This is a genomic window from Halomonas sp. GFAJ-1 (assembly GCF_000236625.2).
In the GTDB taxonomy this organism is placed as follows: Bacteria; Pseudomonadota; Gammaproteobacteria; order Pseudomonadales; family Halomonadaceae; genus Vreelandella.
This window is the reverse complement of sequence record NZ_AHBC01000036.1, coordinates 1-16,014: the sequence shown is the minus strand read 5'-3', so window position 1 is coordinate 16,014 and position 16,014 is coordinate 1. Positions and strand designations below refer to the sequence as shown.

The 16,014-nt window shown below is 52.1% G+C and carries 12 protein-coding genes; 7 read left to right on the top strand and 5 right to left on the bottom strand.

Annotated elements, in window-relative coordinates; genetic code table 11:
• Nucleotides 1-267: 267 nt before the first annotated feature.
• Nucleotides 268-801, bottom strand: coding sequence for a 2-oxo-4-hydroxy-4-carboxy-5-ureidoimidazoline decarboxylase (gene uraD / locus MOY_RS09895; protein ID WP_009099224.1), 534 nt, complete (start codon nt 799-801; stop codon nt 268-270).
• Between the two features lie 172 nt (nt 802-973).
• On the opposite strand from uraD, the gene MOY_RS09890 reads away from it, so the two are divergent.
• Nucleotides 974-1,840 carry a hypothetical protein gene (locus tag MOY_RS09890; protein WP_009099222.1) on the top strand — a complete coding sequence of 289 codons (867 nt, stop codon included), beginning with the start codon at nt 974-976 and terminating at the stop codon, nt 1,838-1,840.
• A 75-nt stretch (nt 1,841-1,915) separates the two neighbouring features.
• Here the strand turns inward: MOY_RS09890 and MOY_RS09885 are convergent, their stop codons facing one another.
• Nucleotides 1,916-2,800, bottom strand: coding sequence for a LysR substrate-binding domain-containing protein (locus MOY_RS09885; RefSeq protein WP_009099220.1), 885 nt, complete (start codon nt 2,798-2,800; stop codon nt 1,916-1,918).
• A gap of 201 nt (nt 2,801-3,001) precedes the next feature.
• Here MOY_RS09885 and hglS point away from each other — a divergent pair, with 201 nt between their 5' ends.
• Nucleotides 3,002-4,369, top strand: coding sequence for a 2-oxoadipate dioxygenase/decarboxylase HglS (gene hglS, locus MOY_RS09880; protein ID WP_009099219.1), 1,368 nt, complete (start codon nt 3,002-3,004; stop codon nt 4,367-4,369).
• Between the two features lie 284 nt (nt 4,370-4,653).
• Entirely contained in the window at nt 4,654-4,860 is a 207-nt protein-coding gene (locus MOY_RS09875; protein WP_009099216.1) for a cold-shock protein, read from the top strand.
• A gap of 185 nt (nt 4,861-5,045) precedes the next feature.
• On the opposite strand, the gene MOY_RS17720 is transcribed toward MOY_RS09875, so the two are convergent.
• Nucleotides 5,046-5,621 carry a methyl-accepting chemotaxis protein gene (locus MOY_RS17720; RefSeq protein ID WP_269467278.1) on the bottom strand — a complete coding sequence of 192 codons (576 nt, stop codon included), beginning with the start codon at nt 5,619-5,621 and terminating at the stop codon, nt 5,046-5,048.
• A 307-nt stretch (nt 5,622-5,928) separates the two neighbouring features.
• On the opposite strand from MOY_RS17720, the gene MOY_RS09865 reads away from it, so the two are divergent.
• On the top strand, nt 5,929-7,251 hold the full coding sequence (locus MOY_RS09865) for an MFS transporter (protein WP_009099211.1): 1,323 nt from the start codon (nt 5,929-5,931) through the stop codon (nt 7,249-7,251).
• 419 nt (nt 7,252-7,670) lie between these two features.
• Nucleotides 7,671-9,467, top strand: a complete 1,797-nt coding sequence (locus MOY_RS09860) for an ABC transporter transmembrane domain-containing protein (protein WP_009099208.1) — start codon at nt 7,671-7,673, stop codon at nt 9,465-9,467.
• A 71-nt stretch (nt 9,468-9,538) separates the two neighbouring features.
• On the opposite strand, the gene MOY_RS09855 is transcribed toward MOY_RS09860, so the two are convergent.
• Both MOY_RS09855 and mapR read right to left on the bottom strand, forming a co-directional pair.
• Nucleotides 9,539-10,390 (bottom strand): sensor domain-containing diguanylate cyclase, encoded by an 852-nt coding sequence (locus tag MOY_RS09855; RefSeq protein WP_009099205.1) that lies wholly within the window; start codon nt 10,388-10,390, stop codon nt 9,539-9,541.
• Between the two features lie 248 nt (nt 10,391-10,638).
• Nucleotides 10,639-12,048, bottom strand: coding sequence for a GntR family transcriptional regulator MpaR (gene mapR / locus MOY_RS09850; RefSeq protein WP_009099203.1), 1,410 nt, complete (start codon nt 12,046-12,048; stop codon nt 10,639-10,641).
• 283 nt (nt 12,049-12,331) lie between these two features.
• Between mapR and ccoG the strand changes: the two genes are divergently transcribed.
• Complete coding sequence (gene ccoG / locus MOY_RS09845; RefSeq protein WP_009099202.1) at nt 12,332-13,795, top strand: cytochrome c oxidase accessory protein CcoG; 1,464 nt, start codon at nt 12,332-12,334, stop codon at nt 13,793-13,795.
• A gap of 292 nt (nt 13,796-14,087) precedes the next feature.
• A complete protein-coding gene (locus tag MOY_RS09840) occupies nt 14,088-15,830 on the top strand; it encodes a GGDEF and EAL domain-containing protein (RefSeq protein ID WP_035540553.1) in 1,743 nt (580 codons plus the stop codon).
• Nucleotides 15,831-16,014 lie beyond the last annotated feature (184 nt).

Below are 16,014 nucleotides of genomic sequence, written 5' to 3'. Positions count from 1 at the left end.
GGCGCAGGCGATCCGCCAGGCGGGTCATCAGGTAACGGGCACGATCTTCGCCCTCACGATCCAGTACCGATTCCAGGGAGTCCAGCCACTCCGTGGTTTCGACTGTATCGAGATCTTCTCTTGTCTCCAGACTCATAGAGGTCTCTCCGAATGACGATAAAGGGTAAGCCTCACAGCCTGAAGGGTGGTCTCCGTTCAGGCTGTGGGAAAAGCAGTCATGCTAAGCGTGCGAGTAGTAAGTATTTGAAAAATTGAGTGTATGAAAACTTACTCTGCCATCTCAGCACGCACGTGCAGGCGAAAGCGCGCTATTTGAATGATTTGGTCAATGGCGGTTTGACGTTCAGTCGCTGCGTCGTTTTCAAGACGCGTTTCGAACGCAGCGAGAATGGCGTGGCGATCAAGCCCTTTAACGGCAATGACGAAGGGAAAGCCAAACTTATCTTGGTAAGCCTGATTCATCCGTTGGAAGCGCTCAAACTCTTCAGCCGAACACTGGTCTAGCCCGGCACCTGCTTGCTCACGGGTGGAGTCCTGAGTTAACTCGCCGGCCAAGGCGGCTTTTCCTGCGAGGTCAGGGTGAGCGCGGATAACGGCAATTTGTTCATCGATAGCTGCGTTGCGAAGCACTGCTCCCATGGTGTCTGCCAATACGTCGGCATCATCATGCTGGGTGGTAAGGCCCTGTTTCCAGGCAGTTTCTGCTACCCATGGCGAGTGTTCAAAGATATCACCGTAGTGGGCAAGAAAGGCTTCTAAACCGAGGCTGCTAGGACGGGCGGCGTTTAAAGTGTGCGGCATCGTATGCTCCAGTTGTATGTTTTTGTCTTTCTTATTGTATACAAGAAATATAGCTAAATGTACTCTAAGTAATGCCGTTATCGCAAAAAAAAACGGTTGTTCACGCCAGCAGAAGCATTCGCGGCGTTGAAAAATGCGTCTAAAAACAAAATCAAACAAACGAGGTTTTCGCATGTTGAAGAGAAACCGTGCAGTGGCTAAGTATGTATCAGTGGTCACGCTTCTTGGCGGTATGTCGGCAGGTGCCCATGCGGCGACATGGAGCGATACGTTTGTGGGGTATCGCTATGGAACACAGTTTACGGAGCCTAATAACCCCGAGAATGTGGAGAAGCATATTCTCCAGTTCACCCATGTAAGTGGTTATTCACTAGGCCAAAACTTTTTCAATTTAGATGTTCTTCAATCCAGCAGTGACGACCCTGCCAATAACAGTGATTCAGGGGCAACAGAAGCGTACCTGGCCTACCGTCATCAACTTCATGCTGGGGAGGTATTTGATGAACCGCTCGCGTTCGGGCCAGTGAGGGATATGGCGCTGACCTCTGGGTTTGACCTAAACACCAAAAACACCGGCTTTGCGCCGCGTAAGCGCCAACTGCTGGTTGGGCCAACGTTTAAGTTTGACGTACCGCGTGGCTTTGTCGACCTAAGCCTGTTCTATAGCCGTGAGTGGAACCATTGCGGCCTACCGCCCTGTGGGCTACCGGAAAACCAAAACAGCATCTCCTTTGATCCTTATTACCAAATCAATTTGGCTTGGGGGCTACCGTTTGAAGCCGCTGCGTTACCGCTAAAATTTCAAGGCTTCTATAGCTACAACGGTGCGAAAGGTGACGACTACTTTGGTGACTCGACCAAACCTGAGCAGTTAATGCGCACCTCACTAATGCTGGATGTAGGGCAGGTTGCATGGGGGGCGGAAAACTCTCTATGGGCAGGTGTTGGCTATGAGTATTGGCGTAATAAATGTGGCAACCACGACAAGCCCGGTGTAGATACTGATGCCATGACGTTTAATCTAGAGTGGCATTTCTGATTATTCAGCAAAACGCTGAACGTTAGGGGTATCACATCGCTGGGGGCCTAGGCCCCCAGCGTTACGTTTAAACGATCAACACGCCTGCATTATATGGTCTACAAAACGCCTTACCTTTGCTAGTTCTCCTAGGTGTTCTGGGTACACCAGGTAATAAGCGCTCTCACTGAGCCTTTTATGCGGCCAAGCAAGCGTTAGCCGTTCGGCGGTGAGCTCTTCATCGACTATAAAGCGGGGCACTAATGCAACGCCGCCGCCCGCCATGGAGGTTCGCACCAGCATGGTAAACGTCTCAAAGCGTGTACCGTGATAGCTGCGATCCGTAGTAATTTTTTGGCCTGCAAACCAGTGATGCCAAGCATCCGGGCGGGTGGAGAGGTGGAGTAACGGTAGTTGTGCTAAGTCATCCACCGTGTGAACGGGGTGTTGAGCCAACAGCGCAGGGGCGGCAACCGCCACCATTTCTTCATCGAATAATTTATGGCAGGCAAGGCTAGGCCAACTGCCATGACCGTAAAAAAAGGCGATGTCGATATTTTGCTGCTCAAGATCAAAGTCTTTTACCCGGTCATGAAACTCCAAGCTAATGCCGGGGTTAGTGGCTAAAAAAGCGGGCAATTTATCGGCTAACCAGCGGCTGCCAAAACTTGGCAGCGTCGCAATTTTCAGCACCTCACTATTCCCGCTAAAGGTCATAATGGTGTGGGCCGACATCTCAATTTGAGTGAGCACTTTGCGAACATCGCTAAGAAAGATGGCGCCTTCAGGCGTCAGCAGCAAGCTTCGCCTTACGCGACGAAAAAGCTTGTGCTGCAGCAGTGTTTCAAGATGAGCGACCTGCTTGCTTACCGCGCTTTGTGTGAGGCTCAGTTCATCGGCTGCACGAGTGAAACTCATATGCCGTGCCGCGGCTTCAAAGCACTGCATTGCCGCCGTTGAGGGAAGGTTACGAGATGCCAAACAAAATGCTCCTGCTGATTTATGCACTGTCTTGATGTTTCACCACCCCGGCGAGGAGTGGAGCAGTAACGAGCAGTGCTTATATCTCAAATGTTGAGTATACATTCCTGTTAGGCATGCATTCGGCTATTTTTTTCGTTTGTGATCCGTCACGTGTACTTGTTTTGATAAGTGTATTAAACGGACATTGAGAGCCATAACATGACCCAAACAGACCTTCTTTCAACCAATGATGTTCGCGACCGTTTCTCTAAAGCTATGTCGGCCATGTATCAAGCCGAAGTGCCGCAGTACGGTACGCTTCTTGAACTTGTCGAGCGGGTTAACCAAGAAACCCTTAGCCAACAGCCTGAGCTGCAACGCCGCCTGGAAGCGCAGGGTGAGTTGGCTCGTTTGAGCGTAGAACGCCATGGGGCCATTCGCGTGGGAACCGCCGAGGAGCTTTCCATGCTGCGCCGCCTGTTTGCCGTGATGGGCATGTATCCGGTGGGCTATTACGATCTTTCTGAAGCGGGGGTGCCGGTTCATTCAACCGCTTTCCGGCCTATCGAAGATGACGCTTTGGCGCGGAATCCTTTCCGTGTTTTTACCTCGCTACTGCGTTTAGAGCTTATCGAAAGCGAAGCACTGCGCCAGCGCGCAGCAGCCATTTTGGCGAAGCGGGATATTTTTACCCCTACGGTGCGCGAGCTAATTGAGCGCCATGAAAGCCAGGGCGGGTTAACCAGTGAAGAGGCGGATCAGTTCGTTAAGGAAGCGCTTGAAACTTTCCGTTGGCACCAAGATGCCACGGTAGATCTAGACACGTACCAAGCACTACACGATGAGCACCGCCTGATTGCCGATGTGGTGTGCTTTAAGGGGCCGCATATTAATCATCTCACGCCGCGCACCTTAGACATTGATGAAGTTCAGCGCCGTATGCCGGAAATGGGTATGAATCCTAAAGCGGTGATTGAGGGGCCTCCGCGTCGTGAGAGCTCAATTCTGCTCCGCCAAACTAGTTTTAAAGCGCTTGAGGAGTCTATCCGCTTTGCTGGCGATACGCAGGGGACTCACACAGCACGCTTTGGTGAAATTGAGCAGCGTGGTATGGCGCTAACACCGAAGGGTCGTGCCCTTTATGACCGTCTACTTAATGAAGGACGAAAACAAACCGCAGGCCTGGGTAACGACGACCACCAGGCGGTAATGAATAAGGTGTTTGCTGAATTTCCTGATAATGACGAGGCGATTCGGCACCAGCAGCTGGCCTATTTTCACTATCACCTGACCGATACTGGCCGAGCCTTTAACGGCAGCGTTGAGAAAAATATGGATGCGCTGGTAGAACAAGGTTTGGTGGAAGCACAGCCCATCACCTATGAGGACTTTCTACCGGTGAGCGCCGCCGGCATTTTCCAGTCTAACTTGGGCGGTGCACAAAATGACGCCTACGCAGCCAACGCTAACCGCGAAGCCTTTGAAGAAGCATTGGGCGCCCAGGTGACCGATGAATTGGCACTCTATGCTGAACGTGAAAATATGTCTAAAGAGAACGTATTGGCACGTTTAAAAGCTAATACGTAGTTTGTGATTAACGTACAGCATAAGGATGTGCTGTATTTATTGTTTTAATTCATGGGTTAATGCCTGGAAATTAATATAATTATCTAGCGTATAAAAACATTTATGTATTTGCTGTTGACGCGAGTGATATAGAAGCGCAGACTGCCTGTAGTTGGTTAGCAAGTCGAACGTTGTCAGCAGTATCGAAGCATTTTAGCGTTGAGCCTGGTGAAAGTTTCTTGTTCTACCCTCTGTAACTCGGGTATTTCCCCGGCATTAATTTCGCTAAATCGAGGATTTCGATCATGGCAACTGGTACCGTAAAGTGGTTTAACGACACTAAAGGCTTCGGCTTTATTTCTCCTGAAGTTAGCGGCGACGATCTGTTCGCACACTTCTCCGAAATTCAAGCAGACGGCTTTAAATCCCTGCAAGACGGTCAAAAGGTCTCTTTTGACGTCACCCAGGGCCAAAAAGGCCTTCAAGCTTCTAATATCAAGGTTATGGAATAAACCCCATATCACGATATTAGCTACCGACTAGATCGGTAAGCTTAAAACCCCGCCAAGTGCGGGGTTTTTGCGTTATTGCCTTTTGGTTAGACTTTCAATCTCGGTTATTAAGTGTGTTTTTATTATTTAATAAACCAATGGCTTTAAATAGTGATAGGCGCTGTAAGAGAGGCATTTCGCTCTACCTACCTGTTATCTAATTCATTCATCAGCTTAGATATGTTTTTGGCGGAGCTGCCCGTGTCGTCAGCAAGTTTTCGTACGTTATCAGCTACTACAGCAAACCCTTTACCAGCCTCGCCAGCACGCGCAGCCTCTATGCCGGCGTTGATGCTCAATAAGCGCAGCATTTTTAACGTATGTACAATTTGTTCGGTTTCTGAGGCGATTCCACGGCTAATTGTCGCAAGCCGTTCCTCGTTTTGACGCCGTGCCTGGATATCGGTGACCACACCTTCCAAATAGATAACGGTGCCGTTTTCATCTGTAACTGCGCCGCCATACTCACTTACCCAGCGCAGGCTGCCGTCTTTATTTTTTAATCGGTAGTCGGCTTGCCAGTTTTGCTTGGCATCAATGGCTTTTTCGATAGCCTGGTCAAGCGCCGCAGCGTCATCAGGATAAATCAGCTCTACATAGGATTGGTGGCGATTGTTTAGCAAATCCTCAACCGTATACCCAGTCAGGTCTTTTACCCGGCCCGTCAGATTCAGCATCGTGTAGTGTTCGTCGTTTCGACAGCGATATAAGAAGCCGTTCATACGCGTAGCGATACTTTCATATACATTGTCGTGCTCAGACATTCGACGGTGACCTTTTCTCTTGTGTGGGGCGTAACTATTGCACTGTGCCGCCGTTGGGGGTTGTAGTCCAGCGTAGTGTGAAGCTGTCTAGATTTTAACCGATTGATCAAATGGGTTAACCGACTCGTTGTGGGCTTGAACTATTAATGCTTAGGTACTTCTTTTTAGCAGTTTGAAGGGGGAATAATTTAGCGAATTTCCTGCATTGCTTGTGAAGGGTGTCATTGAGAAAATGGCGCTAGCACACGGCCGTTGAGGACCCAGTATGAAGACTATGTCTAATATGGGGTTTGCTCTTTTTGGGGCAGCCCTGGTCGCGATTAGCTATGGGCTTGCGCGCTTTGCGTTTGGTTTGTTTGTGCCTTCCATTAGCGCTGAACTGAACCTGACCGCGTACTTGGTGGGCATTATTGGGGCACTGCCGTTCATTAGTTTTGTGCTGGCCACGCTGGTTGCCCCACTGGCTGCAGACCGGTTTGGTGCGCGTAACTTGGCGGTACTTTCTGGTGGCATTGGGGTGGCAGGGCTTGTTGTCATAAGCCAGTCAACCAGTGCGTTGTCGCTCGGTGTGGGTGTGTTCATCTGCGGCATCTGCACGGGGTTGATGATGCCCGCACTGACCGCTGCTATGCAGGCGTTGGTGAGTCGAACGATGCATGGCCGTGTCAGCTCAATCATGAATGCAGGCACCAGTGTTGGCATTATCGTCGCAGTGCCTACCGTCGTCTTCCTGGCGGATGCCTGGCGTTTTACCTACTCAAGCTTTGCCGTGTTAGCGGGCTTTGGGGTTGTTGCCGCATGGTACTTTATTCCCTCGGTCTCTCGAATTGTGCCAGCGAATGCTGCACCACCACCGCCGATTACGCGACTGCAGTGGTCGCGCCTTATCCGGCTTTCACTATTTGCCTTTGCTATGGGCTTTGTGGCGGCACCATACTGGCTTTTTGCCCCCGATTTGGTCGTTACTCTTGGCGCTTTGCCGCCAAACCAAACGGGTTGGCTCTGGTTTGCCGTGGGGCTTGCTGGGCTTGGGGGTGCCGTCGTGAGTGATTTGGCTGACCGCAATAACCCACCTATTACGCAAGCATTAATGCTGATGATGCTCTCTTCAAGCTTAGTGTTGCTGGCGGCTAGCCCAAGTTATTTAGCGTTGGCGATGTTTTCGGCCATGGTGTTTGGCCTTGCTTATATGAGCTTAACCGGGCTTTATCTGATGACGGGCATTCGGCTATTGCCGGGGCGGCTTGCCATGGGGCCGGTGTTGCCTTTTATGGCCTGTGCGCTGGGGCAAGCGGCAGGTTCCCCTGTGGTCGGCTTACTGGTAGATGGCTTTGGTTACGCTTATGCGTTCTCAGTATTCGCGGTAGTGGGTATCGTGATAGCGATTATATCGCCCGCTTACCCAGGCCATATTGATTACTGGGCGGACTTGGTAGAAGAAGCTGCGGAAGAAGAATCACCCCACGAGCAAGAGGAGCAGCCGGTTGCTGAAGAGACGGGCCTCCAGGCTGCGTACGATCAACAACTGCTGGATGAAAATGGCGAACCCCTTGAGGAACCCGTTGACCAAGAGGCCAGCGCGTCCTAAGGCGCTTCTGATTCACGTTGTGCGGTCGAAGGAACTATTGAAGCCAAATCGGCAGCTCTGGTGACGTCAGGGTTTTATCGCCGTTTTCCGCCATGGCTTGCCTTCACAGGTCGCATAATTTGCACAGTCGGCTAAGCAGCCACGGCAGGGCAGCCGCAGGGGCGTGGGTGAAGGAGGCGTTGGTTTTATGGGGGCTGTCATAATTTTGGCCTTTATAGCGGGCGGGTTTAAAGGGGGTTGCACGGTCACAAGTTGGTGCGATTGTTTACCTTGATAGAAGCACTTTCATTCACTTTAGCACCCCTTGGTCTCGTAACCCAGCAGTGACAAAAGCGCGCTCCAGCGCAATCGTCGGCTGCATGCCACCCTGTTGCCTGCTATGGTCAAAAGCCGCTTCTTATTACCGAGCCTTTGCCCTTATGAGCCAGTACCCCAACCGCCGTGTGTTGCTTCGGTTATTAGGACTCCTGCGCCCTTATCGCTTGCGTCTTGCCTTGGCAGGCATGGCGTTACTGTTCGCCTCGGGCAGCGTACTGTTGTTAGGCAATGGGCTGCGCTTGGTGATTGACAATGGCTTTATGGCAGCAGACTCACGCGCACTGGCCAAAACGCTGGGGCTAATGTTAGGCGTGGTGGCGCTATTGGCGATGGCATCAGCGCTGCGCTACTACCAAGTGACCTGGATTGGGGAGCGCTTGGCCGCAGATCTTCGCCAGCGTGTTTTTGATCATTTGCTTAGCCTGGAGCCGAGCTTTTTCGAGAGTGCCAGTGATGGCCGTGCAGCGGGGGAAATTGCGTCGCGGCTTACCGCTGACACCAGCGTGTTGCAAAGCTTGTTTGGTTCATCCATTTCGCTGGCGTTGCGTAATCTGGTCATGCTGGTGGGTGCGGTGGCGCTCATGCTGATGACCCAGCCGTGGCTTTCGGCAATGGTGCTTGTGGGTATTCCCGCCACGCTACTGCCTATTGTGTGGTATGGCCGCCGCGTGCGACGGCTTTCGCGCACTAGCCAAGACCGCGTGGCGGAGCTTGGTCGCTATGCTGAAGAGGCACTCAGTGGCCTCCAAACACTCCAGGCGTTTAACCATGAAGCCGTTGATAAAGTTCGCTATGGTCAGCGTGTTGAGCAGGCATTTAGTAGCGCGGTGGCACGCACTCAACAGCGCGCCTGGCTCACCGGCGTTGCAATGTTGGTGGTGTTCAGCGGCGTTGGCTTAATGCTTTGGCAGGGTGGGCAGGCGGTATTGGCCGGAACAATGAGTGCTGGTGAGCTATCGGCCTTTATATTTTACGCGCTGCTGGCGGCGGGGGCGGTAGCTACCTTGGCTGAGGTGGCGGGTGATGTGGAGCGCGCTGCGGGGGCGGCAGAGCGGCTGCTGGAACTGCTGGACACCCAGCCCACCATACGGTCCCCAGCCAACGCAGTGGCACTGCCACCCCCCACGCGCGGTGAGATCGCCTTAGAAAATATTCACTTCACGTACCCCGGGCGGGAAACACCGGCCCTTAGCGGCTTTGACCTGGACATTCAGGCCGGAGAGCGCGTGGCCGTTGTCGGGCCCTCCGGCGCGGGAAAAAGTACTCTGCTGGGGCTACTGCTTCGCTTTTACGACCCTGACCAGGGGCGCGTCACGTTGGATGGCGTTGATATTCGTAGGTTAGATACTGCCATCTTGCGCAGCGCCTTGGGGTTAGTGGCTCAAGAACCCGTGCTGTTTAGTGGCTCGGTGGCGGAGAACCTCCGCTACGGTTGCCCTGAGGCAAGTGATGAAAGGCTACGTGCGGCGGTGGAGGATGCCAGCGCCATCGACTTCATCAACGCGCTTCCCCAAGGGTTTAATACGCCCCTTGGCCCGGGCGGCGTGCAGCTTTCCGGCGGCCAGCGCCAGCGGCTCGCGATTGCCCGCGCGCTGCTTAAAAACCCGGCCGTGCTGCTGCTTGATGAAGCGACCAGTGCGTTGGATGCGGAGAGCGAGCGCCTTGTCCAGCAGGCGCTAGATCGATTAATGCAGGGGCGCACCAGTATTGTGATTGCCCACCGGCTAGCCACGGTGATTAACGCGGATCGCCTGCTGGTACTGAAAGAGGGGCGGCTTGTAGCATCAGGCACCCATGCAGAGCTGATCAATACGAGCCCGCTGTATCGTCATTTGGCGGCGCTGCAGTTTGGCGCAGAAACGCCGCCAGGAACCGAGTCGGTTTCATCCCCTGCGTAGCAGATGGCCTGGGGCGAACGCCCTTTTGTTGCTGGTTATCAGCGGGATGCCCCACTAGCACGATGGGCGTTTTACCGGCGCTTTTTGGCAGTGTACATCGCGCTATCTGAATGCCTGAGCAGCGTGTCCGCATCGTCCCCATCGGCGGGGTAGCACGCCACACCGATACTGCAAGATGGCATGCTGATCTCACCGAATTCTGCGCCCAGCGGCTCGGCCAAGACGGTGAGAATCTGCTCTATCTTGTGTGTCACGGCTTCCATCGAGGGGATATCCGTCAGCAGTACCGTGAATTCATCGCCGCCCATCCGCGCGACGCTATCCGTTTCACGTAGGCAACTTTCTAGTCGTTGCGCCACCGCACAGAGCACCCCATCCCCTATGGCATGTCCATAGGTATCGTTTATCGTTTTGAAGTCATTCACATCCAGGAAAAGTACCGCGAGGCTATTCTGGTGACGCCGGGCTGTGCTCAAGCCGGAGACTAATCGATCATAAAAGAGCGATCGATTGATTAGCTTCGTTAATGGGTCGTGATGCGCGAGAAAACGTAATTCATCTTCAGCTTGTACGAGGGCCGTGACGTCCCGGGCTACGCCGATACGCACTTCCTTGTCTTCATACCAGCGAGCAGACCATAAAATGTGCACCGTACTGCCATCCTTGCGGAGGTAGCGGTTGCGGAAATCAACGTGAGGCTGGCCGCTCATGACGCGCACAATGGACGCTTTGGTGAGCGCGAGATCCTCAGGGTGCATGTAACGGGTGATTAAGGTGCTGACCAGCTCATCCGCACGGTAGCCAAGCAGCGACTCGCAAGCGTCACTCACAAAGAGAATCTGATTGTCTCCGTCAACCACGAAGACCGTGTCCAGCATCAAGTGAACTAGCTTGGGGTAGAGTGCTTGCAGGTCAACGGGCATAGGCTAATCCGGTGAACATTGTTCGATGGCGGCTAGTCGTAAAGTAGCGCTAAGCATCTTGAGAAAACTGATCATAACCCATGGTTCAAACCCTAATACGTTGACCAGACAACGTAAGACTATTGGCGGGTTCAGCTCACTAGCTCCATCATGAACTTAGAACGGTATGAAAGTCGTCATAGAGCACAAATACATGAAAACCGTATCAGTTGAGAAGCACGCTTGAAATAGCCACATAACAGCAGGGCTTAGAACAGGGTTAATAGCCGCCCTAGCGTTTCCATGCCATGTTCGCTGCGTGTGTTCCACGGGTGGCCATAGCTTAATCGTACGCAGTGCCGGAACTGCTGTGTTGCTGAAAAAATCGGGCCGGGCGCTAAGCTAACGCCATGATCGAGCGCCATGTTAAATAAGCGCAGTGAATCTACTGTCTCAGGAAGCTCTACCCACAAAAAGTAGCCGCCATCAGGGCGAGTGATACGCGTTTGGGTGGGGAAGTAACGATCTGCGGCTGCCAGCATGCTGCCTTGTTGGGCTTCTAAAGCGTGGCGAAGCTTACGTAAATGGCGATCATAACCGCCGTGCTGCAAATAATCGGCAATGGCTGCCTGGGCGGGCACGGAAGGCGAGATGGTTGTCATTAGCTTCAGCCGAGCAACGGCCTTGGCGTAGCGGCCACCGGCTACCCAGCCAACGCGGTAGCCGGGTGCCAAGCACTTCGAGAACGAGTTGCAGTGAATAACCAGCCCCTCATCATCATAGGCTTTTACTGGGGTAGGGGGCTTGCTTCCAAAATAAAGCTCGGCATACACATCATCCTCTAACATGGGGACTTGGTGCTGTTTTAACAGCTGGCAAAGGGTCTGTTTTCGCTCATTACTTAGGCTGGCACCGAGCGGGTTTTGTAGATGGCTCATAAACCAACAGGCTTTGATAGGTAGCGACGCCATTCGCTCTGCTAACACCTCAAGGTCGATGCCCTCCCGCGGATGAACCGGAATTTCCACCGCACGCAATTTCAGCCGCTCTAGGACTTGCAGGCTGGCATAAAAAGCCGGGGACTCAACCGCTACTAAATCGCCTGGTTGGGTTACGCACTGTAGAGCTAGATTGAGCGCTTCCATTGCACCGTTGGTAATAACCAACTCCTCCATAGGCAGAGTAATACCGCCCAGCATGTAGCGCAGCGCAATTTGTCGACAGAGGTCGATATGCCCCGTTGTCATATTGGCCACCACCTGCTGGGGCGAAAGAGCACGTAGCCCCCGGGACATACTAGTGCTCAATCGAGAGAGCGGAAACAGCTCAGGGCTGGGGAATGCGGACCCAAAAGGCACTGTTTGGTCGTCTTGCAGCGAATCGAGTACTGAGAATACTAGCTCACTTACTTTTACGTCCGCTGGGGCGGTGGGCTGCAACGTCACACGTGGTTCGCCCAGCAGGCGCCGAGCATGCTCACGAACAAAATAGCCTGAGCGTGCCCGCGCGGTGATGAGGCCGCGGTTTTCAAGTAAGTAGTAAGCCTGAAACACCGTGGATGGACTAATGCCATGATGGAGGCTGGCCTGACGAACGGAAGGAATGCGCTCCCCAGGGCCCAGGACACCCTGGCGAATTAGCGCGGCTATCTCATCGGCAAATTGTTCGTAGCGTTTCATGGGATAAACCGTCTGTTTAGCACAGTGTTAGGTAGCACGGCGTAACGCTTTGCGGTAGGGAAGTACCACTGTGACGCAGTTGAAAAATTTAAAACAGGCTCAACTCAGGCAATAAAAAGCATATCAGATGGAGGTTTATAGGCGGGAATGCCTCAACTGATCCGCAATATTTCTCTAAAACTGCGCCTGTTTGTCATCCGGCTTAGTGGAGATAGTAGTGGCTAATCATCGGTGACGCCCCTCGACCGTCTAGACCTCCACTCCTTTTTTTCTGGATATCGGTATGACGCAACGCATTCCACTGCACAACCTAACCGCTGAGGCAGCGGTTGAGCATCACTCACCTTCGTCTGATGCTTCCCGTCACTACGCTTCTAGCAACCCTCCTTCCCCTAATAAGTCCCCCACGCTTGGGCATATTTATGTACGAGAAATAGGTGGTTTTTTTCAGCGCATCCGGCGCCGCTCAAATTGGTTGTTAATGGCCCTCTATTTTGGTTTGCCATGGTTTAATTGGGGGGATAGGCCGCTGGTATGGTTTGACCTGTCTGCCCAAGAGTTCCATCTGTTTGCGGCGACGTTTTACCCACAGGACTTTATCTTGCTGACCTGGATATTAGTGCTGTGCGCGTTCGGCCTGTTTTTGATCACCGTGGTGGCTGGGCGTGTGTGGTGTGGCTATAGCTGCCCGCAAAGCGTTTGGACGTTTCTATTCATCTGGTTTGAGCACCGCTTGGAGGGGCCGCGGCATCGTCGCAAACGCCGGGATAAAGCGCCGCGGCGTTTGGTGACGCTATGGCGCAAGAGCCTTAAACATACGGCTTGGCTGCTCATTGCCTTGGCAACGGGGATTGCTTTCGTCGGTTACTTTACGCCGATTAGAGAATTGGTAGTGGATGTTGTCAGCCTGACGGCGCACCCCTGGGCGCTATTTTGGGTCGGCTTCTTCACGGTTTTTACGTACCTTAACGCGGGCTGGCTGCGCCATCAGGTATGCCTGCATATGTGCCCTTATGCGCGTTTTCAGTCGGCAATGTTTGATGCCAATACACTGATCGTTTCTTATGATGCCGTCCGCGGTGAGCCGCGCCGCAAACACCCCCAGACGGGCACAGAGACATCCCGCGCTGGCGACTGCATCGACTGTGAGCTGTGTGTTCAGGTCTGTCCGACAGGTATCGATATTCGTGATGGCCTGCAGTACGAATGTATTAGCTGTGCCGCGTGTATCGATGCGTGCGACAGTGTGATGACGCGCATTGACAAACCGCTTGGGCTTATCCGATATACCACAGAACGTGCGCTGGAGGGTCAACTGACACGCTTCTGGCGCCCTCAGCTGCTTGTGTATGCCGTAGCGCTGCTCTCCATGGTGGTGCTGCTCGTCGACTTTTTGAATACCCGTGTACCCATTGATGTTGACGTAGTTCGGGACCGTCAAACGCTGTTTGAAAGCACGGCGGAGGGGCGCATTATCAATTACTACAATTTGACATTGCGTAATCAAGATAGCCAGACACATCGCTATGCGTTATCAGTATCGGGGTTGCCGGGGCTGCGCTTGCAGGGGATGGACACCATAGAGGTAGGCGCTAACGAGACACGCAGCTTAAGGGTCGCCTTAACGGCAGATGCAGCTGACCTGACACAGCCTAGCCACCCTGTCGAGTTGCGCTTCATCGCGCTAGGTGACCCTTCGATAATAAGTGCTAACGAAACCCGATTTTTAGGGCCTATGGTGAAGTAGTCGCTGGCGATTAAGCATCCATCTAAGCATCTAACGACTTACACTACTGTGACAACGGCGCCTATCAAAAGGCGCCGTTGTCACTCTATTACTCTCTCGAAATGTTCACCCTTTGAGAGAATCGCGATACCACTAATACACTAAGCTACGTTTAGCTACTTAGGTTAGATATCTTTTTTAGGCAGTACCAATTGGTTACGCCATAAAAATAGCAACCTAGCTAATTATCAGGGACTATATGGAACTATAGAGAGTTTACTATGAATCATCGTGACATTGTCCAAGGTCGATCATGTACACATCCAACCAATTTTCGCTCGATACGTTCCCAGTGGGATGCATGATTACCGACAGTAAGCGACGCATTCTTTACTGCAACCGCTATCTTGAGGAGTATCACGGCTATTCAACCGATGAGCTGTTGGGCGCCGATTTGTTTACCTTGCTGAGTAAAGCGTCACAGATTATGTATGACACTTATTTAGTGCCTATTTTGGTGCGAGAAAAAAAGTGCCATGAAATCCGGCTGTGTATGGTGAGCCACTGCAACACTGCTTTGCCGATAGTGGTTAGTATTTTGTGCGATGATAGCGCTAACGGAAAATTTTTCTGGAGTATTAGCAGTGCCCGCCGCTCTGATCGATTATTTGAAGAGCTGACGGAAACCAAGCAGCTGCTTGAGCAGAAGGTGTCTTTACTGCGTAGGATCTCTGATACGGATCAGTTGACGGGCCTGCCTAACCGTACTGCTATGGCGAAGCATCTTGATCAGAAAATTATCGAACAAAAAAAAGATGATATGGCATTTGCGCTTGCGTTTGTGGACCTTGATGGCTTCAAAGAGGTCAATGACCGCTATGGGCATCATGCGGGTGACAAGGTTATTCAGCTCGTCGCCACGCGTTTAGCCAGTAATCTAAGAAGTGATGACGTAATCGCCCGCTTTGGCGGTGATGAGTTCGTTATTTTTTTAAATGGTCGCTTTAGTGCGCGCTTAGTAGAGGAGTCGCTTTCGCGGCTGATTAACAAGCTTGCTGAGCCCTTTGAGATAGACTCCGTATTGTTAACGCTTTCAGCCAGTATCGGCGTTACGTTATACCCGCAGTCGAAAGAGGTTGAGCCGGATCACTTGATTCGACAAGCTGACCAAGCGATGTATCAAGCTAAGCTGTCAGGCAAGAATCAAATCTGCTTATTTAATGTGGACAATGAACACGTTCAACAAAGTAAACAGTCAGAACTAGCTGCTATTAAAGCGGCCATGGAGGCTAACGAGTTCGAGCTTTACTACCAACCTAAGATCAACATGCTGACCGGGAGAGTGCTGGGGGTTGAAGCTCTCATACGCTGGAACCACCCCAGTGAAGGGTTAAAGGCACCGGTAACTTTTTTGCCCGTGCTCACTAACACTTCTACGGGCATAGCGTTAGGGCGCTGGGTTATTACCAGTGCACTTCGCCAGCTGCAAACCTGGCTCCAACAGGGCCTAGATGTACACGTCAGCGTTAATATCGACGGGTATCATTTGCAGAACTCCCACTTTCTTCATGATTTAAGCAACATACTTGCGGATTTTCCAAGCCTACCTAAGCATCGGCTTGAGCTTGAAGTGCTTGAAACAAGCACTATCGAAGACGTGGGGCATGTCTACTCCGTGCTGAATGCTTGCAGAGTGATGGGAATCCGAATCTCGCTAGATGATTTTGGCACAGGCTATTCTTCTTTAAGCCATCTCAGAGACCTCTCGGTTGATACGCTCAAAATTGACCGTAGCTTTGTGCAGAACATGCTGACCAGTACCGGTGACCGAGCCATCCTAAAAGGAGTGATTGGTTTTGCGCGAGCATTCGAGTGTGATGTGGTTGCCGAAGGTGTTGAGACGCTAGCACATGGCCAACAGCTTATTGAGTTTGGTTGTGAGTGTGGGCAGGGGTATTTTATTGCTCACCCTATGCCTGCTCAAGACTTGCCAGGCTGGATGGATAAGTGGCATCAGCAAGGATTCAAAAAGAAATTTAACCGTGATGTTATTTGACGTAAGGGAGTGATGTTAGCGTGTTATCGAAAGAGCAAGTGATGCTTCGCAATAATGTAACGATTATAGGGACTGGCGAGAAAACACTAATGCTAGCCCATGGTTTTGGCTGTGATCAAAATATGTGGAAATATATCGCTCCCCAGTTAAAAGAGCGCTACACGCTAGTGTTATTTGACTATGT

Bases quoted from the DNA above. Each gene is read 5' to 3' on its own strand.
- uraD (WP_009099224.1), bottom strand. From the start codon at position 801: ATGCCGCACACTTTAAACGCCGCCCGTCCTAGCAGCCTCGGTTTAGAA.
- MOY_RS09890 (WP_009099222.1), top strand. From the start codon at position 974: ATGTTGAAGAGAAACCGTGCAGTGGCTAAGTATGTATCAGTGGTCACG.
- hglS (WP_009099219.1), top strand. From the start codon at position 3,002: ATGACCCAAACAGACCTTCTTTCAACCAATGATGTTCGCGACCGTTTC.
- MOY_RS09875 (WP_009099216.1), top strand. From the start codon at position 4,654: ATGGCAACTGGTACCGTAAAGTGGTTTAACGACACTAAAGGCTTCGGC.
- MOY_RS17720 (WP_269467278.1), bottom strand. From the start codon at position 5,621: ATGAACGGCTTCTTATATCGCTGTCGAAACGACGAACACTACACGATG.
- MOY_RS09865 (WP_009099211.1), top strand. From the start codon at position 5,929: ATGAAGACTATGTCTAATATGGGGTTTGCTCTTTTTGGGGCAGCCCTG.
- MOY_RS09860 (WP_009099208.1), top strand. From the start codon at position 7,671: ATGAGCCAGTACCCCAACCGCCGTGTGTTGCTTCGGTTATTAGGACTC.
- MOY_RS09855 (WP_009099205.1), bottom strand. From the start codon at position 10,390: ATGCCCGTTGACCTGCAAGCACTCTACCCCAAGCTAGTTCACTTGATG.
- mapR (WP_009099203.1), bottom strand. From the start codon at position 12,048: ATGAAACGCTACGAACAATTTGCCGATGAGATAGCCGCGCTAATTCGC.
- ccoG (WP_009099202.1), top strand. From the start codon at position 12,332: ATGACGCAACGCATTCCACTGCACAACCTAACCGCTGAGGCAGCGGTT.
- MOY_RS09840 (WP_035540553.1), top strand. From the start codon at position 14,088: ATGTACACATCCAACCAATTTTCGCTCGATACGTTCCCAGTGGGATGC.